This is a genomic window from Fortiea sp. LEGE XX443 (genome assembly GCF_015206815.1).
Taxonomy (GTDB): domain Bacteria; phylum Cyanobacteriota; class Cyanobacteriia; order Cyanobacteriales; family Nostocaceae; genus Nostoc_B.
This window is the reverse complement of the sequence record NZ_JADEXZ010000004.1, coordinates 156,455-180,973: the sequence shown is the minus strand read 5'-3', so window position 1 is coordinate 180,973 and position 24,519 is coordinate 156,455. Positions and strand designations below refer to the sequence as shown.

Annotated in this window: 19 protein-coding genes; 15 read left to right on the top strand and 4 right to left on the bottom strand. The window is 40.4% G+C overall.

Annotated elements, in window-relative coordinates:
• Positions 1-381: hypothetical protein (locus IQ259_RS03535; protein WP_228014342.1), on the bottom strand; the 381-nt coding region annotated here is incomplete at its 3' end.
• A gap of 512 nt (positions 382-893) precedes the next feature.
• Here IQ259_RS03535 and nuoB point away from each other — a divergent pair.
• From nuoB to IQ259_RS03515, 4 genes are all read left to right on the top strand, one after another.
• Positions 894-1,595: an NADH-quinone oxidoreductase subunit NuoB gene (gene nuoB / locus IQ259_RS03530; protein ID WP_193880869.1), complete on the top strand. Its 702-nt coding sequence runs from the start codon at positions 894-896 to the stop codon at positions 1,593-1,595.
• A 385-nt stretch (positions 1,596-1,980) separates the two neighbouring features.
• Positions 1,981-2,403 carry a VOC family protein gene (locus IQ259_RS03525; protein ID WP_193880866.1) on the top strand — a complete coding sequence of 141 codons (423 nt, stop codon included), beginning with the start codon at positions 1,981-1,983 and terminating at the stop codon, positions 2,401-2,403.
• Positions 2,404-2,481: 78 nt separating this feature from the next.
• Positions 2,482-3,120, top strand: coding sequence for a Coq4 family protein (locus IQ259_RS03520; RefSeq protein WP_193880864.1), 639 nt, complete (start codon positions 2,482-2,484; stop codon positions 3,118-3,120).
• A 272-nt stretch (positions 3,121-3,392) separates the two neighbouring features.
• Positions 3,393-4,775: a cytochrome P450 gene (locus IQ259_RS03515; RefSeq protein ID WP_193880861.1), complete on the top strand. Its 1,383-nt coding sequence runs from the start codon at positions 3,393-3,395 to the stop codon at positions 4,773-4,775.
• A gap of 1 nt (position 4,776) precedes the next feature.
• Here the strand turns inward: IQ259_RS03515 and IQ259_RS03510 are convergent, their stop codons facing one another.
• On the bottom strand, positions 4,777-6,585 hold the full coding sequence (locus IQ259_RS03510) for an ATP-binding protein (protein WP_193880858.1): 1,809 nt from the start codon (positions 6,583-6,585) through the stop codon (positions 4,777-4,779).
• A gap of 1,015 nt (positions 6,586-7,600) precedes the next feature.
• Between IQ259_RS03510 and IQ259_RS03505 the strand changes: the two genes are divergently transcribed.
• The 6 genes from IQ259_RS03505 to trpD all read left to right on the top strand — a co-directional run bounded on the left by IQ259_RS03505 (position 7,601) and on the right by trpD (position 18,256).
• Positions 7,601-10,150, top strand: coding sequence for a proteasome protein (locus IQ259_RS03505; protein WP_193880855.1), 2,550 nt, complete (start codon positions 7,601-7,603; stop codon positions 10,148-10,150).
• 25 nt (positions 10,151-10,175) lie between these two features.
• Complete coding sequence (locus tag IQ259_RS03500) at positions 10,176-13,580, top strand: virulence factor SrfB (protein ID WP_193880852.1); 3,405 nt, start codon at positions 10,176-10,178, stop codon at positions 13,578-13,580.
• Between the two features lie 126 nt (positions 13,581-13,706).
• A complete protein-coding gene (locus tag IQ259_RS03495; RefSeq protein WP_193880850.1) occupies positions 13,707-14,816 on the top strand; it encodes a hypothetical protein in 1,110 nt (369 codons plus the stop codon).
• A gap of 225 nt (positions 14,817-15,041) precedes the next feature.
• Complete coding sequence (locus tag IQ259_RS03490) at positions 15,042-15,923, top strand: hypothetical protein (RefSeq protein ID WP_193880848.1); 882 nt, start codon at positions 15,042-15,044, stop codon at positions 15,921-15,923.
• Positions 15,924-16,182: 259 nt separating this feature from the next.
• A complete protein-coding gene (locus tag IQ259_RS03485; RefSeq protein WP_193880846.1) occupies positions 16,183-17,064 on the top strand; it encodes a DNA adenine methylase in 882 nt (293 codons plus the stop codon).
• Positions 17,065-17,176: 112 nt separating this feature from the next.
• A complete protein-coding gene (gene trpD / locus IQ259_RS03480) occupies positions 17,177-18,256 on the top strand; it encodes an anthranilate phosphoribosyltransferase (protein WP_193880843.1) in 1,080 nt (359 codons plus the stop codon).
• Here trpD and IQ259_RS03475 read toward each other — a convergent pair.
• Complete coding sequence (locus IQ259_RS03475; protein WP_193880841.1) at positions 18,186-19,217, bottom strand: TIGR02281 family clan AA aspartic protease; 1,032 nt, start codon at positions 19,215-19,217, stop codon at positions 18,186-18,188. The two genes, trpD and IQ259_RS03475, sit on opposite strands and share 71 nt — an antisense overlap.
• Positions 19,218-19,446: 229 nt before the next feature.
• Between IQ259_RS03475 and carA the strand changes: the two genes are divergently transcribed.
• From carA to IQ259_RS03450, 5 genes are all read left to right on the top strand, one after another.
• The gene (gene carA, locus IQ259_RS03470; RefSeq protein ID WP_193880839.1) at positions 19,447-20,613 is read left to right on the top strand and encodes a glutamine-hydrolyzing carbamoyl-phosphate synthase small subunit; all 1,167 of its coding nucleotides are present in this window, start codon (positions 19,447-19,449) and stop codon (positions 20,611-20,613) included.
• A gap of 141 nt (positions 20,614-20,754) precedes the next feature.
• On the top strand, positions 20,755-21,156 hold the full coding sequence (locus tag IQ259_RS03465; protein ID WP_193880835.1) for an STAS domain-containing protein: 402 nt from the start codon (positions 20,755-20,757) through the stop codon (positions 21,154-21,156).
• A 351-nt stretch (positions 21,157-21,507) separates the two neighbouring features.
• Positions 21,508-21,990: a ribonuclease III domain-containing protein gene (locus IQ259_RS03460; protein ID WP_193880832.1), complete on the top strand. Its 483-nt coding sequence runs from the start codon at positions 21,508-21,510 to the stop codon at positions 21,988-21,990.
• Between the two features lie 97 nt (positions 21,991-22,087).
• Positions 22,088-23,056 (top strand): 23S rRNA (guanosine(2251)-2'-O)-methyltransferase RlmB, encoded by a 969-nt coding sequence (gene rlmB / locus IQ259_RS03455; RefSeq protein ID WP_193880829.1) that lies wholly within the window; start codon positions 22,088-22,090, stop codon positions 23,054-23,056.
• A 96-nt stretch (positions 23,057-23,152) separates the two neighbouring features.
• Positions 23,153-23,455, top strand: coding sequence for a DUF1816 domain-containing protein (locus IQ259_RS03450; protein ID WP_193880826.1), 303 nt, complete (start codon positions 23,153-23,155; stop codon positions 23,453-23,455).
• Positions 23,456-23,544: 89 nt separating this feature from the next.
• On the opposite strand, the gene IQ259_RS03445 is transcribed toward IQ259_RS03450, so the two are convergent.
• Positions 23,545-24,399, bottom strand: a complete 855-nt coding sequence (locus tag IQ259_RS03445; RefSeq protein ID WP_193880823.1) for an alpha/beta fold hydrolase — start codon at positions 24,397-24,399, stop codon at positions 23,545-23,547.
• Positions 24,400-24,519: the final 120 nt, after the last annotated feature.

The window sequence follows — 24,519 nt, the reverse complement described above, 5'->3', positions numbered from 1 at the left end:
GAGCAGGGGGTGGGGGGGAATTTCCTCTCTCCCTTGCTCCCTGCTCCCGAAATTCGCTTGGAGGGAGACCCTCCTGGCGACTTCTCTCCTTGTCTCCCCTGCCTCTTCTTTCCCGGCTCTGACATAATCTTGAGCAGTCAACTCTATGCCAAAAGCTCTCAAAAAGTACTCTAGAGTTTGCTTGTCAACACCTTCGGTTCGTGCCAACACTTTGGCAACTGTAAAGGGAGCCAACTGAGTGCGGTAGCTCAGTTCTTCGAGAGTGAACTTGGCTCCATCGTTTTCTAAAATCTCCGCTTGGTGTCTAGCCTCCTGAAGCTTTTGAATTCCTGGGAGGCTGAGAATAACACCACGCTTGCGTCTTTGCTTGTGCAATTCCATCGGATTACAAGACCAACGCCAAGTTTAGATTAATTTTACTGGTTTTAAGCCAAGATAGCGATCGCTTATCAATTTTCGCTAACTTAACGACACTCAGAAAGAGCGCAGGAATCGGGGGTGTAAAGCTGTAGAGATATACGTCTTCAAAACCCTTATACCCTATACCCTTACACCCCTAAACCCAGTTTCAACAAACTATCTTTCTGCGTAAGCGTAAGTCTTGCTTAAGTTAGTACCTTAACACCTCTATCTTTACTGGTGCTGTTTTGTAACTCAAACGAAACTGTAGTTATCAAGAAATTAAATTTACTGGCCAGCATTTCTGCGGCGTATATATAGCCGTTTGTAGTTGAGTCTAATACAAACCTAACCCCCAACCCCTTCCCTACAAGGGAAGGGGAGTAAGACTCAAAGCCTCTCTCCTGCGAGGAGAGAGGTTTGGAGAGAGGTCAAAAATGTACTGTACCCAACCAAGAACTGCTAAATCTAGTATTATTCGGGAGTCTCATCTTATGACAAACTCAATCATCAATCCTGCTGAATATCCCGAAGTCACGCAAAATCTCTCAGAAAATTTCATCCTCACAACTTTAGATGACTTGTATAACTGGGCGAAAATGTCCAGTTTGTATCCCATGATGTTTGGTACAGCCTGTTGCTTCATGGAGTTTATGGCTGCTTACGCATCTCGCTTTGATATGGAGCGATTTGGCATGATTCCTCGTGCTAGTCCCCGTCAGGCTGACTTGTTGATTACCGCAGGTACAATCACAATGAAGTATGCACCGAATCTGGTGCGGCTTTACGAGCAGATGGCAGAACCAAAATATGTAATTGCAATGGGAGCTTGCACTATTACGGGGGGGATGTTCAGTGTCGATTCTCCCTCAGCGGTTCGCGGTGTGGATAAGTTAATCCCAGTGGATGTTTATATTCCAGGATGTCCACCTAGGCCAGAAGCTGTCATCGATGCAATCATCAAATTGCGGAAGAAAATTGCTAATGAAAGCATTCAACAACGGCAGCAAACGCAACAAATTCATCGCTTCTACAGCATCCGCCATCAAATGAAAGCAGTTGCACCTATCTTAGATGGGCAATACCTCAAAAGTTCAACTCGTGAAACTCCACCCCAAGAACTTGCTATGGCGACAGGTTTAGAATTACCTTTAGCGCTACCAGAAATTCATCAGGAGTCAGAAGTTAGGCGTTAGACTGCGGGGTTATAGTGTCAGAACTCGGAATTCCAACCTCAGAACTCGGAACGCTAACCTCAGAACTCGGAACTCCAACCTCAGAACTCGGAACTCCAACCTCAGAACTCGGAATTCCAACCTCAGAACTCGGAACGCTAACCTCAGAACTCGGAACTCCAACCTCAGAACTCGGAACTCCAACCTCAGAACTCGGAACTCCAACCTCAGAACTCGGAACTTCAACCTCAGAACTCGGAACTTCAACCTCAGATTGCTAAAACTATTGAGAAATGGTGGATGTACTAGTAGAAAAGTTAAGCGATCGCTTTATTATCCCAACTTTGTGTTTACCCGCAATATCATAATTTGAAAGATAGTTTTGATTGTGATTAGGAAACCTCTCATGGCAGATATTGGTTTTACTCACGTTGCGCTTGGAGTTAGCGACATCAACAAAAGCATCTCTTTTTATGAGAAGTATGCTGGAATGAAAGTAGTGCATCGCCGCACTGATGAAATTAATAAATTAGAAGTTGCTTGGATTAGTGATTTAACTCGACCATTTGTGATTGTGCTGCTCCAATCAAATAAAGCACAATGCCAGCCTTCACCTAGTTTCCACCTTGGCGTAGCCTGTAAAAGCCGCGAAGAAGTAGATGTTCTTTGCCACGAAGCACAGTCAGAGGGTTTATCGGTAGAAGGGCCGAATGATTATGGTTCTCCTGTTGGTTACTGGGCTTTTATCCGTGATCCTGATGGTCATAACCTTGAGATTGCCTATGGCCAGGAGGTTAATTTTACGATCGCCCAAGCACAACAACTTTAGGTATTGCACTGATTAGCGATCGCTATTTTGGTGAATTGTAGTTAATAGCGATCGCATCACCCAACACTTTAGTTTCTTATGCTCAAAAAAATTCAAAAACTTAAAGCTCTTTTGGCTGCCAAAAACTCAGACAATTTGGGCGATTTTGCTATTCTCAAATCTGATTTGTTCGGTGCAGAAGTTAACCCAGAATTAGCTACTAAATTAAAATCAGTTGTCGGCTATTATCCCCCAATTAATCTAGAGCAATTAAGCCAATATCCGCCAGGCTCTTTTGGCAGAGAATATGCCGACCACATGCAAGCCAACCACCTTAAACCACTCAATATCAGCCCCGAACTAGATGATGTTGCTAAACGCAATGTATTTGCTTTGCGCTACGTTGTCACTCACGACATTTTTCATGTCTTACTTGGCTTTGATACCACCTGCGCTGGAGAAATTGGTGTATTAGCCTTCGCGGCTGAACAAAATTATAGCAATGCCCTCAAAATCAGTTTATGGTTAGCTAAATTTCTCTATTCAATTTTTGCTCCCTGGCAAATTAAAGCTATTTTTGCTAACTTAAAACGAGGAAAAGAATTAGGAAAAACAGCAGATTGCATTCTAGCTTATCGATTTGAAGAATACTGGTCAGAATCTATTGAAGAATTGAAAAAAAAGTTGTGTTTGTTAGTAATTTTATTGGCTTTTGCTCAACCCAGCCTACTATTCTAGAAATAGAATACAGGCAAACCCACATCAATTATCTGTACCTATTTATATTTGATACCTTTGATTAGAGGCAGGGGGCAGGGAGCAGGAAGAAGAGGGGACTGTAGGTACAAACCGAACTTCGTTCAGGCTCCCTTGCTCCCTTTCACCTTTGGTTAAAACCCCATCTCTTGTAGGTGGCTTTTCTCCCCTGCTAAGAGCTCCCTTCCCCCCTGCTTTTTTATAAAACTCTACTTACCTCTGCGGTTCAAAATTGCCAAATTGGAGAATAACTAATGATTACTCTCAAAGAAAACTCCCAAACCCAAAACAGTAATAAACTGCCAATTCAAGCAACCGAGCCTAAATGGCTTCAGACGATGCGAGCAATTGTGCAACCAATCGAGAATCTAGATAGACATCAAAACAAATATGGAGATATATTTATCTCTAGATTTGCTGGCTTGCCAACACAAGTAATTATTAGTAATCCTCAAGGAATTCAAGAACTTTTTACCGCTGATTCTAAACTATTGGAATCAGGCTCAGGAAGTAACATTGTCCAACCTTTATTAGGAGCAAATTCATTAATCTTACTTGATGGCGATCGTCACTTACAACAGCGCAAACTTTTAATGCCATCATTCCACGGGGAACGAATGAAAGCCTATGGTAAATTGATTTGTGAAGTTGCAGAGCAAGTCACTAGCCAATGGACAATTGGACAACCATTTGTCGCTCGTCCCAGTATGCAGGATATTTCCTTAAAAGTGATTTTACGCACTGTTTTTGGACTAGAAGAAGGAGAACGTTACCAAAAAATCCAACAAGTCTTAACTGAGATGTTGGATACTTTTAATTCACCATTAAGTGCTGTTTTTTTATTTTTCAAGTCATTGCAACGCGATTTAGGTGCTTGGAGTCCTTGGGGTAAATTCGTCCGTCGTAGACAACAGTTTGATGACTTGATTTATCAAGAAATTCGTGAACGCCGTAATCAACCAGAATCTCAAGGTGAAGATATCCTGAGTTTGCTATTGTCTGCAAGGGATGAAAATGGTCAAACTATGAGCGATGTAGAGTTACGCGATGAGTTGATGACTATGCTATTTGCTGGCCATGAAACTACTGCGATCGCATTGGCTTGGGCTTTATACTGGGTTCATTATGTTCCAGAAGTCCGCGAAAAATTGCTGCAAGAACTCAACTCTATTGATATCGCAAATGCAGACCCCACAACAATTACTCAATTACCATATTTAAATGCTGTCTGCTCAGAAACGCTGCGGATTTATCCAGTTGTTTTCTTTAGTTTACCGCGCATTCTACAAGCTCCCATGCAATTGATGGGCTACGATTTACCAACAGGAATGACAATATCTGTCTGTACTTATTTGACTCACCAACGTCCAGATATCTATCCAGAACCTAAGCGTTTTCGACCAGAACGTTTTCTTGAGCGCCAATTTTCTCCCTATGAATTTCTGCCTTTTGGTGGTGGAAATCGTCGCTGTCTAGGAATGGCATTTGCTTTATTTGAAATGAAATTAGTTCTGGCGACAATCATGTCCCACTACTCACTAGAGTTGTTAGAAAAAGCTCCTGTTAAACCTGTTCGTCGTGGCATAGTATTTGCACCTGCTGGTGGTGTGCATTTAATGGTGAAAGAGAAGTTATGATTTAAGCTTGTTCTAGTACTAGTGTGGGTATGCTAATCACAAATTCCGTTCCTTCTCCTGGTGTCGAAACACAATATAATTCCCCACGGTGTTTTTTGACGACAATTTGATAGCTAATGGATAAACCCATACCTGTACCTTTGCCTACAGGTTTAGTAGTAAAGAAGGGATCAAAAATGCGATCGCGGACTTTTTCGTTCATTCCTGGCCCATTGTCTGTAATACTGATTATGATGCGATCGCCTGCTTGTAAGTAGGTGCGAATCTGAATTTTCGGGCTGGAAATAGCAACTTCTCCTAGCGCATCAATGGCATTTGTCAACAGATTCATAAATACCTGATTCATCTGTCCGGGGTGACACATGACGAATGGTAGATTGCCATACTCTCTAATCACCTTGATTTCTGGCGATTCTGGTTGAGCTTGCAGGCGATTTTGCAATAGCAGCAAAGCATTATCGATACCTTCATGGATATTTACCGACTTCATGCCTTCTTCGTCAACTCGTGAGAAATTGCGTAAAGATAGGACAATTTGGCGAATCCGTTCTGCTCCTGTATTCATCGAATCTAGGACTTTAGGCAAATCTTGGCGGATAAAATCTAAATCAATAGTGTAAATCTGCTGGTGAATTTCTGGTGCTGGCGGGTAAAAGTGTTGCTGATAAAGTTCGAGTAAGTGCAACAAATCTTGTACATAATCGTTGGCATATTTTACATTGCCATAAATAAAATTAACAGGATTATTAATTTCGTGGGCGATACCCGCTACTAACTGTCCCAAGCTAGACATTTTTTCTGATTGGATGAGTTGAGCCTGGGTTTGTTGAAGTTTTTGCAGTGTCTCTTCTAGCTGCTGCGTTTTTGCTCGAAACTTAGCTTCTGATTTTTTCAAAGCTTTTTCTGTACGCTGTCGCTGTAGTTCTGCTCGTTTGTGAACCGTAATATCTTGGCAAATTCCCACAAAATAGACAACATTCCCACTAGCATCTTTGATGGCTGATGAGTAGCAGCTATGCCATCGCCAATTCCCACTTTTGTGTTTAATTCGATATTCAATTGCGTCTTGCTGTTGACCTGTGATTAAAACTTTGGTGAAATAATCTGTATGGGTTGATAAATTTTTGGGATGTAAAAAGGAGACAAAAGGTTTACCTTCAACTTCTGTCACTTCATGCCCTAAAATCTCACTCCAGTTAGGAGAAACATAAGAAAATAAACCATCTGGGGTGAGGGAAAAAATAATATTGTTGGCATTTTCCACAATACTCCTAAACTTATCACCACCTTCTATAAAAGCCCCTTGTACTATGTGAGTGATATCACGCACAAGCACAACAACTTCTTTTGATTCTAACGGTAATAATCGGGCTTCAAAATGCGCCTGATCTTCTATTAACGGTAAGGTGTATTCAAAACTGACTAAAGACTGAGTTTGGAGAACTTGATTTATTGCTTGATGAAAGCGGATTACAATAGATGTTGGCAAGCACTCTAGTAATTGCCGACTTGTAACTGTTCCCGATTGGTTGGTGAAATTATTTAGTTTGCTTGACTGGTATTCTAAAATAGTGCCGTTGGCATCAATCCGAAAGTATATATCCCCAAGCAGATGCCAAATTGCTTGCATTTCTGAAGTTTTTTGAACTAACTTAGCTTCTGCTGCTTGCAGTTGCTGGAGTGTATTAGTTAATTCTGTTGTCTGGTTTTCGATTTTTGTTTCTAGTGCGTGATTGGCAGCGGCTAGTGCTATATTTCTCAACTTGCGATCGCTAGTATTTTTTGTACCGCGCTTATGCACTAATTTCATACTTTCGTCAATTTTATCAGTTAAGTTTTGCACCCTTTCAGAAAACACTTTTACCTGCCTATTCTGCGGAAACTAGTACTATATAAAATATAAAAATTTATGCTGAAATTACTAAAAAATATTTATTCTTAAATTCTTTTATATCAACCTAGCAAAATCAGCATCTGCTTTTGTAATTTTATTATGACCACTTTTGCAAGCGTATGTATGTTAAGAGAGTATTAGAACATTTTGCAAATATTCTTTGGAATAAATAAGAATTTAACACAATTTTTTGACTGCCAAAATCAATTATGCTTAAACTTTGCATTATTAATTTTGAACTTTTGGTAAATTAAAACATTTTCTCCAGATGCTATGAAAATCATTTATCGTAGCCCTTTATTTTATTAATTAATTTTAATTTTTAGCCTTGACTAAGCTCCTTTAGGGCATATGCAAGGGGAAGAAATAGCCGCTTGTTAATTTATTCATGAAAAAAATAAAAAATCTCAACTGACAGCATACTTGTGACAAACCTCTCAAGTTATCTATGAGGTTCCCCTACAACCCTATAGCTTTACCCTCTAAACTCTTATTTTTTTACATTTGTAACTAATCTTAAAAGATATAATTTATACACTAGAAGCAGAAGCTGATTAGCAATGATTAATTAAGCCTCTGTTTTTAGCAGAATTCCATAAACAGTTTTTTAAAATATGCAAATTATCAATATAGAATTCAAAAGACAGAATTCAGTTTTAAAGAGAATAGGTATAATATCTGGTGCTAATCTATATTTTTCATCAATATGAAATTCTAGGTAATAAAGTTAAATTTTGCTAAAAAATGACTGTAAGTAAGTTTTTATCCAGAATAAATATCTATTTGCTTTTGAATACTACTAACATAACTAGATGCTGCAAAATTGCCAACAAATAAATAGATAACATCAAAACTTTAAATTAACGACTGCTGTTTGCAACTTTTATGTTATAAAACTCACATAAATTTTATTTTTAACGGTAACTAGTGTATGGAATCTGAAAAATTGGCATGTTTTAAAGAGTACGGTGAATTTATACTCCAGAAAATAGACTCTGTACCTCAATATCCCTCTAAACAAGAAGATTGGGTTCCAGCCAGCCTTGATGAATGTCTTGCACGTCTGCGAGAAACTGCTGAGAAAACTGTAGAACTTGCCACTTCTCCTGTAAAAATTGGTGTGATGGGAGAATTTAGCAGTGGAAAAACTCTGCTTTTAGGCAGTTTAATTGGATATGCAGATGCGCTGCCAGTCAATGAGAACCCAACTACAGGTAACGTTACAGCTATTCATATTAAACTACAAGATGAGTTCACAACAACGCAACTAAGTAATTTCACGGTAGAGTATCTTTCCCACGAAGGGGTAAAAGAGTGCCTGCGCTTCATGTTAGCAGAAGCAAGTCGCAGAGCAGCAATGGCTGGTCTTTCACCTGTAGCACTTTCGCAGTTAAACTCTGGCAAAGATATTCTTGCTTGGTGCGAGGAAGCATGGAATAGCAGCAATAATCTAGAGTTACGCTATCTGTTGCGTGAGTTAGTGTTGTTTGTACGTGCTTATGGTTCTTATGGAGAGGCGATGTGCGGCGGACACTACCAAATTGATCATGCCACAGCCCGTGAGGGATTACAGCTGGCGGAACAGCCGATGGCTATCCAAACTCTCAAGTTTCAAGACTTACCACCAGCCCATATTCGCTTACCCAGTCCACCCCAAAGGCTACCAACAAAGCTATTACAAAACAGCTTCCCACTAATTCGCCGCGTCGATATTGAAGTCCAAATATCGCGGGAAATTTGGGATGTTACAGGTGCTTCAGAATTTATTCTGCTTGATTTTCCGGGGTTGGGTGCTGCTAATTCTGGTGCGAGGGATACTTTTTTATCGTTGCGAGAATTGGCAGAAGTTCAGACAATTCTGATATTGCTCAATGGTAAATCTCCGGGAAGCGATCGCGCCAATAAAATTTTCACCATGATGCAGCAGCAGCGACCGGGACAAGACCTCAAAGATTTAATTCTTGTGGCTGTCGGTCGTTTCGACCAGCTACCTCTAGAAAGTGAAGGTGGCGAACGAGAACTCGACCAACTCATCGCAGACAGCACAGCCAACACTCCTTTATATGAGGACAATGTTTGTCAAAAACTCAAAGTTCTCCAAACAACCATCGACGGTGCAGGTGCATTTACTACCCAAAAAGACCGCATCGTTTTGTTGTCCCCTCTATTAGGACTAGCGGAATTAGCTAAACGTTCGAGTAGTGTGAAAGCGGGTTCACCAGAATTTTTAACTAATTTAGACTATCCTAATTATTTGGAACGCTCAAAGCGATTACAACAAAAATGGACACGCCTAAGCGAGAGGCTATTAGAAACTGACGCACGCAGTCATTTAGGTAGACAACTGGGTTATTTTGCTCAAGACGGAGGTGTCGCCAAACTACGAGAATTAATTCAAAACCACGTTGCAACTCACGGTCTTAAGCAACTGTATGAAGATACTCGCCGCGCTGCTGATAGTGTCCGCCAACAACAAGAGAACCTAAAAAATATCATCGAAGAACTTCACGAACAAGGCATACCAACCATCGATAGCCCAATTTTAATTGAGTTGCGTAATGCCATTGATAGTTTAGATAAAACCTACCACAGCTTTCAAAAAGAATTAGGCAAAGAACCACTCAAAGACCGCCGGGGAATTGTTGTTAGTGATGTGGTGAAAGACGAACTCACTTTTAAAATTCTCAATTGGAGTCAGTGGACTTTATTATTTAACAAAGCTAACAATGGTGCTATCACCATCGCAGAATCGAAAGGTGCAGCCGGGAAGTTATTTGACAGAGGAAATAAAGTTAATAACGCTCTACCTACTAAAAGTGATGACTTTTATCCAGCCTTTGAAAAAACTGTTAAAGAAGTCGAAACATTTGCCCGCGATCGCATTCGTCAAGCAGTGGTAGATTTATTAAGTAAACTATCCAATCAAGTCACCGAAGCCAGAGACTATCTCAAGACAATTCTCACTCCCGAAATGGAACAAGAAATTGAAACGGCTTTCGGCGGAGAAGAAGCAGATTTATTTTACAAATTACTGTTAGGATGCGACCCTAATCAGTGGAAAGAAGCTATTATTTCGGAAATCAATAGTAAAGACAAAGAAATTGCTCCCGAAATCATGTTTCCCTTGGCACGTCAAGATGAAAAACACAACATTGGTCAAATCTTTGATTGGTCACCAGAAAGAAGCAAAAATTCACCCAGAGCAACACATCATCAAATGTTTGTGCTGCGCCTAAGAGATGAAATTACTGCTAGTGCCAGTTTACATCTTGTGCAGTATGTCAGCGAAGTAAATCAACAAGTAAACTCTGAAATAGAAGGCATTTTAGATCAAATTATTCCCACACTGCAAAATCTTTCCAAAAAAGAAGCATTGCTGAGACACCTTGCTGCTGGAGATGCGCCGCCTAAACTTGCTATTCCTACTTGGTTAAATATTCTCTCAGAAATAGCTACGATTTCGTATTCAGAATTTATTTAATTTAAAAAATCAAGGAAAAGCAAAAATGCCTGTAGAAATTCGGCTACCACCACGCTTTCAAATCCAAGTTAACGAAAACGAATACTTGGAACTTCCCACCATTCAATTAGTTGCTGCGGGGAATAATGTACCTCACATTGCTCGCATAAACTTCTCTGTTAAAGGTACTCCCTCTGAATTAGCAACACAAATCCAAAAAGCATATAAACCCTTCGACGCAGTTACACCAAAAATTTCGCAAATCGGGCAATTAGAACAATATCCTTGTAAATTAGAGCAGCCTTTAACAGAACCAATCAACTGTACATTACAAGTAATTGTTGAATATTTTGATTCTGATTTTTCTGGAGAACCACTACTATATGAAACTAAACAAATTAAAGCAGCTTGCTATTTATGGACTCCATCAATTACTGAGCAGCAAACAATTAAATCTGATATTTCAATGAACCCTTTCCAATTACCAAATTATCTAGAAAAAGAACAAAATAATCAACCAAAAAAAAGATTTCCCGGATGGTTCGCTTTAGATTTTGGTACATCAAATTCTACTGTGACACTTTTTGATCCCATCGAGATTCCCATTGCCGAAATTTTACCACGAGAACAAGAATTGCGATTGCGCGATCGCCTGGCAAAATGGCTAAATTCTCCTGCTTATGAAGCATTACCAGATATCAGTGAAGGTGAGTGGTACAAGTTCATTGCTGATATTAGTAAAAATTTGGAAATAGATCCCAGCCACTTAAGCGAAGTTTTTGAAAATGATAACAAAGAAAGATTCTTAGAAGCCATCCGTCAAATAGAATTATGCCTAGGTAATAGCGATAAATTTCGCCGTGCAGTCAGTAAAAAGCTTTATGAAATATACCACGAAGTCTTCCGCGTTCCCACATTAGAATCGCAGAATTTAATTCCAGTAGTTCTTGATATTGATCGCCGTGATACAGAAATTCCTAGTGAGTTAGAAATTGCTAACTTAGAAGTATTAAAACTTAGAATGGGTAGAGAAGCTAGAGATAACAGAAAAAAAGCGATCGCCCAAGGAACCAGCAGTTCTTTAAAAGAAATTATTAGCCGTTTTCATCACTCACCCAAACGCTATTTTGGTCAAGATAGAACATTCCCAGTAATTTTAGAAGCTGGTGAAGCTGCAATTAATGTTAACCAGTTAATTCAAGCAGCTTGGGCGCATTTAATTGAGTTAACTGAAGATTATCGCCAACGAGCTAGACGCAGATTTTCAGAAGGTGATTTTTTAACAGCAGTTGTTACCTATCCTACTGTTGCACCCCCAGTAGTACGTAAAGAAGTTAGGAAATTAGTTGAGCAATTGGGCGTTGATGATGTCCAAACAGCTTATGATGAAGCTGTTTCTGTAGCAATATTTTTTCTGTGGCGAGAGTTTGGCGGTAATCTCAATATTGGAATTGAATCTTTTAAAACCCGTTGTCATCGAGATGGCAATAAATGGTCACAAAATGTATTAGTTTTAGATATTGGTGGCGGGACAACAGACTTAGCCTTAATTGAATTAACTTTAGAAGATAAAACCCCCTTCTTCGCTGATCATGAAGACAGAGGTTTAGGCGGACGTTATTATAAATTGACTCCAAAATTATTAGGTTCATCGGGGCATTTACAGTTAGGTGGCGAGTTAATTACACTGCGAGTATTTAGGTTATTAAAAGTTGCGATCGCAGATTTTCTCTTAACAGCAGTTACCAGAGGTGATATCGACAGCGAAAAGCTAGAAGATTTAATTAGCTCTGAATTAAACGAGCGCTTTCTAGAACAAGGTAAATTCAAAACTGGCAGTTTATTGAAATGTTTAGATAGAGAAAATCCCGAAGGTGAAGCAGCTTATAAAGATGCCTTAGATACAGCCGAAAAAGTATTACCTACCCGTTGGCAACAAGCACCCCAACGCCTACAAACTTTTTACACTCTCTGGGATCATGCAGAAGTAGCTAAACTCAAACTTGGACAAAAATCACCAGCAGATAATTCACCTTTAACCTTTACAATATCCGAGCAACAAATTTCTGAAATTCTCACCCAAAGCGCGATTAAATTCCAAGCGCGAAACCCTGAAAGTATTTCTGTCACCCTAGATAATCAACAATTTGAACGCGTCGCTACTTCTGCAATTAAAGAAGCAATTGGTATTGCTAAAGGATTGATGGAAAGTCGTTTACGTCCCCAAGAAAGCACCACAGATTCTTTGAACACCCACAAAGTTGACTGGTTAATTCTATCTGGAAAAACTTGCAATCTCGACTTAGTAAAACGCCACATCTATCAAGAATTTAGCAAGTCTCCCTATTTCGTTTGGAATCCCGAACGCATTACCTTTGTTTTAGAATTCACAAAACTAGCCACCTCCGCAGGTGCATGTTATGCAGAGAAGTTACGCAGACTCAGATTTGATCCTGAAGAATCTAAAGGATTGCTAAGAAAAGGTGCTAACCAATTAGAAATTGATGTTAAAAATCTGTTTTATTATTTACCTTGCAACTTCAAACGTAAAACCCAAAGCAACGAACTCTTACCAATATTCAAAGCAGGACAAGAACTCTATCAACTTGCACCTTGGGAAACAGTAGCAAAAGTGCGTACAAACTGGCAAGGAATACAGTTAACTAATATTATCTATCGCCAAGATTATGAAGCCGGAGATTTAAGACTTTGGGGAAGCTTCGACGGTAAACATCTCATGGAAAAATTAGGGATGGATGAAGGAGAGTTTCTCAGAAAAATTAAAGTTCAGTTTGAGATTGACCAGACACTACAATTTAGTGTATTACTGTGTCAAGGAAATCCTCATTATTCAATTGATGTTCCAGGTATTGATGTGGGTTCAGCAATATCAGCAGCTTCTGAAACATCCACACTATTTGCTGACGGTAAATTGAAATGGAACATTGCCGTAGAACGACCAAATAAAGACTTAACTGATGGTGATATTGCCGTTAATGTAATTGAATCAGCAACGGTTGATCAACCAAATGCCTATCATTTAGTCTTTGAAGTAGACCAAAAAGATAGTAAATCCCTCCACGAATTTCACTATTTGCGGGATGGTTCACCCCAGCCAGGAATCGGTTTAATTAGCAACCCCTTACCTCCCTTCCCGCAAACGGCTCAACATACTTTTTATGTTTATCAAACCGACACCGAAACCAACCGTAAAAAATGGATACGCATTGGCGCACTCAGTAAGCCAGATATCACCACAGATTACCCTTGTCAATATCGCGTCACCCTTGATAACAAAGGTATCCTACGGATGCACCCTGGTGAGGTTCCTTACTGGACATCGACAAGTCAAGAATGCCTCAAGCAAGAAGGTTGTGTTTATCGTGCAGAATTAGAATTGCAGCCTAATGAAGTAGATAAAGAACGCGATCCTTTCTGTGGCATACATTAAATCACGCAAAGGCACTAAGTAAAAAATTTAAAATTCGTAGCGAATTTACTCTACGTTCCTCTGCGTTTAAATAAAACATTCTCCGCATCTCCGCGCCTCTGCGTGAGATAAAAAAAGGTGATATTCATGCAGCATCTACGTCAGCTATTAGAAATAGACAATTCAGAGTTAGCTAGATTACTGCGGTGTAGCCTGTGCGGACTAGAGGCTGCTTTAAATCAAGCATGTACAGAATTACCAGAAGATCCCGGTGTAGAGGTATGTAATGGAGTGCTGCAAGAAATTCAAAGTTTGTTGCAGCTTCCACAGCCAGAAATTGATGAAAAAGAATTGATTATCATCCAATCTCCAGATGAGTTAAAACTTAATCATCTCCGAGATGCTTTTGATTCTGATCCAGAACTAAGTTTATATTTAGGAAGTTCACCACTGCAAAGTCAGACGGACGCTGATTTATGGCATGAAATTCACCATAAGCTGCTGCGAGTTCCAGAAGATTTAGCTGCATTTTGGCGACAACAGACTTTAGATTTAGTTCAAGAAGTTGGCGCAATAGAAGATAACTCCAACCTCTATCAACTTCCCTTCATCCGAGATGAAATTATTTACCCCGGAGTTAGTGGTGCTGTTCATATTCAGGGTTTGTGTTTATCTCAGAAAACGCTATTAAATTCAGAATTTGCTCTAATTAATGACTCTGAAAATTTACAATTACTAGCTGGTTTCTTGAGTTTATATCTAAAATTTATCGAAATCGATCCAGACTTACATCATGCTTTAAAGAGTGTCTTTAGTTTTGATGTTATGCCTTTAAACTCCAAACTAGAACAGCGAATTCAATACATTGAAGCTCTAACAGACCGTTTCCACCGCACCCAAAAAGCTGAAGAAAATACCGAAGCCCTAGCAATTTTACGTGCTTGGATTGATATGGATGAAGCCATACATTCTTTAGTATTTGTACCACCTGCTGAACGTTATTCTTGGTGGGGCAAATTACAGCAAGAATCACGACGAACCCTCAAAAAAGTTGCTGACAAAGCAAATCAAGCTGGACATAATATCAGAATTCGCCAACTATCAGGACTCTATGCTGATATTTGTGCTTTCTCAAAAGATGATTTGCAACTAGACTGTGGTGGTATTCCTGGGGAAGTTTTAACTTGTCTGCGAGTCTATGCGCGAATTAATCAAGAAGAATCTCCAGGACGTGTAATATTTCGATCATTACGGTAGTTTCTAGAAAATATTGCCTACAGTTCTACTTCAATGCTTTATAGCAATAAGATTGAATTTTTCGTATTAATAACTTAGCTAGGTAATTCTTTCACTCTTTAAACTTCCAGAGTTTTTGTCTGCAATAACTTTAAATTAAATTCGGGTGTTTTGCTGATCACTCATGAATTAGCTCAATGTTAGTTTTGAGATGTGGCAAAAACAAAAAGTTTGGAAGAGACGCTCATGAATAGCAATATTGCTAAATTTTTATTCCCTACGGTAGCTGGTACTTTTATTGGATTTTCTACAATCCTAGGTTCATTTGGTACAGCATTTGCTTTACAGTCTACAGTTATCACCAGCCCTGTTAAACAGGCAATATCCAACGTTGTCCTTTATCTCCAAGACAGTTCAGGAAATTTTATTAAGGTAAAAGTAGATAATTTTTCTGCTCTTCCAGAGACTAAAACCTACGATCCGACAAGCGTTTTGCAAAAGTATTCCGGCTATACACTGGTAGCTTATACAGTCAAAGCCGGAAATAATAAGTCATCTGGTATGGGATCGGGTGAAGGAGAACTATTCATAATTAGTTCAGGAATACAACAGAATCAACTGCCAACGTACAATACTACTGATGCAAATACGTATCAATATAAGTCAGTTTATAGCACTACTACTGCTGCTAGTAGTACAACAGCTACTAATACTACCAGCGCTAACACAACTGCTACTACTACAAGCTCTGTTGATAGCAGCGTTAATACTGTTAGCTCAGAAACTAGCGGTAGTACACAACCAGCACCAGTCAATGAATCTACGGTTGTTAGCGCCGAAACTGGTAGTGAGACTCCATCAGCCCCACTCAATGAATCTGCGGTTGTTAGTTTAGAAACTAGCGGTAGCACACAACCAGAAGCAGTCAATGAATCTACAGTTATTAGTTCAGAAACTAGTAGTGACACTCAATCAACACTAGTCGCTAAATCCACTATTGTTAGCTCTAACAATATTAAAACAACTCAACCAGTTTCAGTTCCTGAACCTGGTACTATCACGGCAATAGCACTATTTGGTTTAGGTAGTTTATTCACCAAGAAGAAGCTAACATCATCTTCTAAATAGGTCATTAGATTTATGTCATTTGGAAAATTGCTGATTTTTTCAGTTGTGAATCTAAATGCTTTAAAATTCAGGGTTTGCTCTCCAAAATACTCTAGTAATCATAAATATAATTTACGTCCTCTTGCGTTGCGATCGCAAGGGGCGTTTTGCTTATAGACCAATAACCCTAGTTTTTATGTTTCACTATCAGACAAAAACTGAGGTAAGATAAACGCGGCAATAATTCCACCCAGTGCGATCGCCTCAATACAACATAATTATGCTCAAAAGTCCGCTTCGCTACCCTGGTGGCAAATCGAAAGCGCTAAAGCAAATTGCTGAATACTTACCAGATAATTTCTCTGAATTTCGAGAACCTTTTGTAGGTGGCGGATCTGTATTTATTTACTTAAAACAAAAATATCCTAATTTGAAGATTTGGATTAATGATTTAAACCGTGAGCTATTCCTATTTTGGAAAATTGCTCAATCCGATATATTTCAGTTAATTAAAGAAATATATCAAACTAAAGATAAATATACAGATGGTAAATTATTATTTACAGAATTAAGCAGTGTAGATGTAAACAGTTTATCTGATTTAGAAAGGGCAGTGCGCTTTTTTGTTCTGAATAGAATTACATTTTCAGGCACTATAGAATCTGGTGGTTTCTCGCAAGAAGCTTTTTATAAAAGATTTACATATTCATCCATTGAGCGACTGGAAACATTAGGCGGCATTTTAACAAGTGATATCAAAATCACTAATTTAGATTATAGTCATCTCTTGAATAATGAAGAAGAAAATGTATTTTTATTTTTAGATCCCCCCTACTTTAGCGCCACAAAATCAAAACTATATGGTAAAAGGGGTAACTTACATACTGCTTTTGACCATCAAAGATTTGCCGAAATTTTAAGCAAATGTTCTCATGATTGGCTAATTACCTACGATGATTGTCTACAAATCCGTGAAAATTTTAAATGGGCGAATATTTTTGAGTGGGAATTGCAGTATGGCATGAATAACTACAAACAGAATGGTGCTGCCAAGGGAAAAGAATTATTTATTACTAACTATGAAGTTCTGAGAAATTTAGAGAACAATAACCAAAGTCAAAATTATATGAATCCGGCTGTGCAGTTAAGTCTTGATATGTGAAACCAACTAATTTTTGATAGCGGCTCATTTTCCGGTAGGATAACTGCCATGTCCCCTTTTTCAGGAAGGTTTGGGGATAGGCGAATCGCTTTTCATCACACAAAATCTAGTTATGACAACTTCCCCAGAATTATCTACAAGTTGGTATATCCTGCTACAGCAATTAATAGATGGTCAATCTTTGTCTCGCCCCCAAGCCGCCGAATTAATGCAAGGTTGGCTCAGTGAAGCAGTTCCTCCAGAGTTATCAGGAGCAATTTTAACAGCCCTGAATTTTAAAGGCGTTTCTGCCGAAGAATTAACCGGCATGGCTGAAGTACTACAATCTCAATCTAAATCACTCAGCACTCAGCACGGGCTAAACGCCCCGCTTCCGCTAACAGCACTCAGCACTCTCATAGACACCTGCGGCACTGGTGGCGATGGTTCATCAACTTTCAATATTTCTACGGCGGTAGCTTTTGTTGTCGCGGCTTATGGTGTACCCGTAGCAAAACATGGCAATCGTTCCGCCTCCAGTCTGACAGGCAGTGCCGATGTTTTAGAAGCTTTGGGTGTAAACTTGAATGCCTCTAGTGAAAAGGTACAAGCAGCATTACAAGAAGTCGGGATCACCTTTTTGTTTGCGCCTGGTTGGCATCCAGCCTTAAAAGCAGTGGCTCAGTTGCGGCGAAATCTCAGAATTCGGACGGTTTTTAACTTACTGGGGCCGTTAGTTAACCCCTTGCGTCCGACTGGGCAAGTGGTAGGGTTATTTACACCCAAGCTTTTAGAAACTGTGGCTCAAGCTTTACATAATTTGGGCAAAGAAAAAGCGATCGCATTACATGGGCGTGAAAAAATCGACGAAGCAAGTTTAGGCGATTTAACTGATTTAGCGGTGTTATCTGATGGCAAGATACAGTTAACTACCCTAAATCCCCAGGAAGTTGATGTCACACCTGTTTCTATAGATGCCTTAAGGGGTGGAGATGTACAGGAAAATGCGGCAATTCTCAAAGCGGTGCTGCAAGGCAAAGGAACAACGGCACAGCAAGATGCTGTAGCGTTAAATGCTTCCTTAGCGCTACAAGTGGCAGGTGCGATCCCGCTACTAAATCATGCCCAAGGTGTGAGTGTAGCTAAGGAGATTCTAAAGAGCGGTAGTCCTTGGGAAAAGTTGGAACAGCTAGTTCAATTTCTACAGAATTGAGTTCCGATCGCAATTGGGGACGGAATTCGATCACATTACGTTTAATAGTGACATCATAATTGCCAAAAAAGTCATGTCCTAAAAGGCCGGTTTCCAATTCTACCCCAGCGATCGCTACTGGTACTCTGTTCACCCTGACCCCACTTACTGCCATTGAATCAACATAACCAACGGAAAATTCCACGGCTTTGGAACTGGCAGTGTTAGCTTTGGCTTTGCCCACAGGTATGATCCGCAAGTCGTTAGCCATCTGTTGAGTAATTACAGTCCCACTGGCTCCTGTATCCACAATCATGTCAAATTTCTGCTGACCGTTGAAAGTGACTTCAACAATCGGCGTACCACCAACTCGCCGTTTAATTGGGGCAATAAACACATCTTTTTCGGGAGGCAGAATTTCTGCTGAGGAAAAAACGCGCTGCTCTGGTGTCTGTCTTGTTGAGACAGTCGGCGGCGGCGTAAATTTGGGTACAGCTTTTGCTTGAGGAACTGCCACCACTATGTTTTGTGACCGCTGCGGGCTAGGATTAGCTTTTTGCAGGGCGTACTTAACTTGACGCTTGTATTCCGTGATTTTTCCTTGAGCAGACACAAAATTGGGACTTTGGCGGCTGACTTGTTCCATGAGAGCGATCGCCTCTTGAAACTGATGTGCCACTAAATTCCAATCCTGAAACGATTGAGCCGATTGACTAATACTCACGGCTCCTGCGGCTTTGTCCAGTCCCAGTTCAAAAGAACTTGGCTCAAGTTCCGACGGCGGCAATGCTTCAGGTTCTGGGCTAGTTGCTGGATCTGCTGATTCGACAGAAGACTGTACTGATAAATCGTCAGTCACCACGGATTGTTGATTACTAACAGTCTCAGTAGTCTGTTTATCTTCACTACAGGCAACACCCAAAACGGCTAAAGCGCTTGAGAGAAAAATCAAGGTTGTACGAGATAAAAAAGACTGAAGCATAATTGATATCTATTTTACCTACCCAAACAACTGCAAATCCACTTCTGCCACCGATAACCCTGAAAAAATTATGAAGTATGAATTATGAAGGATGAAGTGTAAGACTTTGCACTTGATGATTTACACTTCTTTAGATAAAGACTCAAAGTTGAGTATGAAGTATGAATATATAAAATTTCAGACTTCAGACTTCACACTTCATACTTTTCTAATCCCTAATCTATCGCTTATGTCTCTGTCTGACGCAATACCTGCTCTACTTGTCTTGGCAGATGGAACTGCTTACCGTGGTTGGTCTTTCGGTGCGACGGGAACCACAATCGGGGAAGTGGTGTTTAACACTGGTATGACCGGATATCAAGAAGTGTTGACCGATCCTAGTTACTGCGGTCAAATTGTCCTTTTTACCTATCCTGAATTGGGGAATACGGGCGTTAATCCTGAAGACGAGGAATCAGTGCGGCCACAAGTGCGCGGAGCGATCGCTCGCAATATTTGTCATAAACCGAGTAACTGGCGATCGGCACAATCCTTACCAGACTATCTCAAACAACACCAAATTCCAGGTATCCACGGCATCGATACCCGCGCCCTGACCCGCAAAATTCGCCAATTTGGAGCAATGAACGGTGGTATTTCCACAGAAATTCTGGATGAGGCGGAACTGCTAGAACAGGTGCAGGAATCTCCCAATATGGCTGGCTTAAATCTGGTACGGGAAGTCACTACCCCCACTGTTTATGAATGGTTAGAACCGACAATTGCCGATTGGGAATTTAACCCCGAATCTGTAAGCAATGGCGGAGAAACCTTTACCGTTGTAGCCATTGATTTTGGTGTCAAGCGCAATATTTTGCGTCGTTTGGCTAGTTACGGTTGCCGAGTAATTGTTGTTCCTGCCAACACACCAGCAGCAGAAATTCTCAACTACAACCCAGATGGCATCTTCCTTTCCAACGGCCCAGGCGATCCAGCCACAGTCACTGACGGCATTGAAACAGTCAAAGCACTTTTAGAAAGTCAAAAACCCATGTTTGGTATCTGTATGGGACACCAAATTTTAGGACAAGCTTTAGGGGCAGAAACTTTCAAACTCAAATTTGGCCATCGGGGTCTAAATCAGCCCGCGGGTTTACAACAACGGATAGAAATTACCAGCCAAAATCACAGTTTTGCCATCAACCCAGATACTTTACCTGGGTCATTTGTGGAAATCAGCCACCTCAACCTAAACGATCGCACCGTCGCGGGAGTTCGCCATAAGTCTTTGCCGATATTCTCAGTACAGTATCACCCAGAAGCCAGCCCTGGCCCCCATGATGCTGACTACTTATTTGAGCAATTTGTACAATCAATGCGATCACTACGCACAGTTACTAACGCTGAGGTTAGGTAAAAATATAAAAAGTGCCTGATGAGAGAAGTAAGGACTGTGAATTGAAGGTCAAAAGATGAAATTTCAGACTTCAGACTTCAGACTTCAGACTTTCCTCTTCCCCAGCAGGTTGTAGACAATGTGCATAAAAACCATTTATACTTGAGCGTTCACTTTAACCATGAGGAGGGAATTATTGCTGAGTCACTTAATCTAACCGTAAGCCTCAGAGGCACTCGTGAAGCCCGGGATAACTTTCAGCTATTCCGCCTCACAGGTTTGTTAGATGCCTTTTCTGAACCGACATTTCGCAAGGTACTGGGCAGTAAAATTGAAGAAGGCCCAAAGCATATTATTCTGGATCTCTCACAAATTGACTTTGTTGATAGCTCTGGCTTGGGCGCTTTAGTACAGTTAGCCAAGCAAGCTCAAACTGCTGAAGGCACCTTGCAAATTGTCACTAATGCCCGCGTCACTCAAACGGTCAAACTTGTCCGCTTAGAGAAGTTTCTCTCTCTGCAAACCACAGTGGAAGCGGCTCTAGAAAACATCAAGGACTCTTGATAGCTTGACCGGAGGGTGAGATTCAGCTATCCGATAGTTTATCTGGATAGCTTAATTTTTATCAAAGCTGGACGCTAACCTCTCTCTTCGTGGGAGAGGTATAAAAACCAGCACTATTGGCATATTAAACTTAAATTTTAGTCACTAAAACTTTCAGTATTGTGCTGATTTGATTGACATTTTGATTTCATCTATAAGGCATTCAAGTCATTTTGAGTGCAAAATAGCAATTAAAAAAATAAAATTAATTGAACAATTTTGATAGTATATATTGTGCTACGTAAAATTTTCAAAGCATTTTGAAGAAAAAATAAATCGCCTAAATGTATTGTGTTAAGGAATGATGAATTTGTGAAGTCCCAGGGGGAAGAGCCGTTAGATAGACAAGATGAAATTCCTGCATCTGATTCATCTTGGACTCAAACCTTTTTAGCAAACGCAGCACTAATACACCAACAAATTTCCCCAACACAAGTGCAACAAATTTCTCCTGCTGCTCTAGCATATGTAGGAGATGCAATTTACGAGCTTTATGTTAGAATACTGTATCTATTGCCATTACAACGACTAGAAACATACCACCGTTTGGTAGTAGCTCAGGTGAGAGCGGAAACACAAGCTCTACATTTGCGATCGCTAATTCCTCATCTGAGGGAAGCCGAATTAGAAATTGTCCGCAGGGGGCGTAATGCTGCCACAGGACGACCTAAACGGGTTGCTCCCGAAATTTATCAACAGGCAACTAGTCTAGAAACATTAATTGGATATCTGTATCTTACAGATATCCCGCGCTTAACCGAATTGTTACAAAAACTTCATCTCGAACAAGAGTGAGAAATTTGACCTCATAAGCAAAAAATTGGTGTTTTCGGTTTAGCATCTCAAAGAACTCAGGATGCCTCCTTAATAAGCTCATAAATTGAAACTCATTATGACTAGCAAACCCAAAAAGCTCCAGACATCTGGTGAACCCAATCGTGGGCGAACCGTGAAAATAAAAAGCAAGCGTTTGATTGGTAATCCGATTCGGAAGGCCAAACCTGGAGAGCGAGATAACTATTCGGCTCCCAGTAATTCCCACCCAAATCGTCACATCTCTCTTCCATCCCCTGTTCTCAAAAATCCACAAGATAGCGACCTGATCTACGGTCGTCATCCAGTCTTGAGCGCATTAGAAAATCAACGTGAACTGAATCGGATTTGGGTAACATCTCGGTTACGCTACGATCCCCGCTTTCACAATTTACTGCTACAAGCAAAAGATAGTGGCACAGTTATTGATGAAGTAGAACCCAAGCGCCTAGACCAGATTACAGAAGGAGCAAATCACCAAGGTATAGCAGCCCAAATTGCTCCCTACTCATACATCGAATTACCAGACTTAATCGCCAAAGCAAAATCCGTCAATGATCCCGTCATTGTAGTAGCAGAAGGGATTACCGATCCACACAACTTAGGGGCAATTATTCGGACAGCTGAAGCAATTGGCGCTCAGGGGTTAGTCATGCCCCAAAGAAGAGCAGTGGGGATCACTTCTACCGTAGTCAAAGTGGCCGCAGGGGCTTTAGAAAACTTCGACGTAGCTAGAGTAGTTAACCTCAGCCGCGCTTTGGAAGAACTCAAAGAAGCTGGCTTTTGGATTTATGGAACCGCCGCCACTGGTAGTGAACCCATACATACAGTGCGTTTTAGTGGCCCTGTGGTTTTAGTCATTGGCTCAGAAGGTGAAGGCTTGAGCATGTTAACCCAACGTGCATGTGATGTTTTGGTGTCAATTCCCTTACAGGGAAAAACGCCTAGTCTAAACGCCTCAGTTGCAGCAGGGATGGCACTTTATGAAGTTTATCGCCAACGATCTTTGAATACTTTGTATCTGAATAAGTTACAAAAACCTCTTTGAAAAAAAAGACCAAAAGAGTATAAAGAAATGTAAATCAAACAAAATAGCAACGTACTATCTAACAACCACTACCAGATTGATCAATCGGCAACTACCATGAAAACCATCGGGTACAACATGAAAGAAGCTTTAATCAACATATTTAATAGTTTCGGATTAGCTTGGTGGGTAGAAATTGTAACACAAAACCCCCGTTGCACTTACTACTTTGGGCCATTTCTCAGTTCTGCTGATGCCAAATTAGTCCTAAAAGGCTATGTGGAAGACTTAGAACTTGAAGGCGCACAAGGAATACAAGTAAATGTGAAGCGCTGTAAACCAGACGACTTGACTATTGCTGAAGACCTGGGGGAACGTTTTGACCGCAAAGTAAAGCCTGCCTTTAGCGGTCAGATGTAAGTTAGGCGATTGAAGTATGAAGTATTGAAGTATGAAATTACATCTTCACTTCATCCTTCATTCTTTTTGAGTTTCTTTCTTTTTACTTTTCACTTTTGCCTTATTACTTGAGGATGCGCTTCTAACCAGTGGTCAATGTCAGCCAATACTTGATGAGGAATTTCCCACGGGAAAAGATGTGCAGTATTGGGGTAGCATTGCCACTGGCTATCTTTTAGGTGTCTAGCAGTTTCTAAGCTAGATTCTACTGTGATATGGCGGTCTTCAGAGCCAGCTAGTATTAGACTAGGGCAATTAAGTTGCTCTATTTCTGTTAGACAATTGTATTTAGACCGTAAAGCAGTGAACAAGGCACTGGTAGCAGCAGAGGAGGTTTGCCAATAAGCGGGTACAGCTTCTTTGGCAATGTATTGATAGGCAGTAGCTGTATGTTGTTGAATGAGATAACGAAACAGCGATCGCTTACCGAATGTATCAATATTCCACTGCCAACTTGGTTTAATCAAATTTACTAGGCCAGCAATGCCTGTATAAAGGTTATCTTGCCATGTAATTGGGGGATGACTGCCATAAGGTCTAGCGGCTGTCGCTACCAAAATTAGCCCAGTGATGCGATCTGGCAACCTTAAAGCAAGTTCCATCGCCAAGATTCCACCCAGCGACCATCCCAATATCAAAAATTTTTCAATTTCAAAGCGGTCTAGAAGCGCTTCTAAGTCAGTTAAATGATCTGTCATAGCAAAATTACCTTGATAGCGACTTCTGCCGTATCCACGCAAATCTGGGGCAAAAGTTTGAAAACGTTTTGATAAGTGATTGGTAAATACTGAGAGACTACGACCAGAACCCGGATGACCATGTATCGCCAAAATGGGAAATCCTTGGCCTTGAACGTAGGTGTTAAGATTTACAGCAGCCCCGGTTTGAATGTAGCGATCGCTCATAATAATTATGTCAGATTAAAAATTTGTCATTAAGACCGCAGGGGGACAAGGAGCAGGGAGCAGGGGAAAATTAGATCCCCATTATTGTGTATCAAACATTTGGTGAAATGTTATGACTCC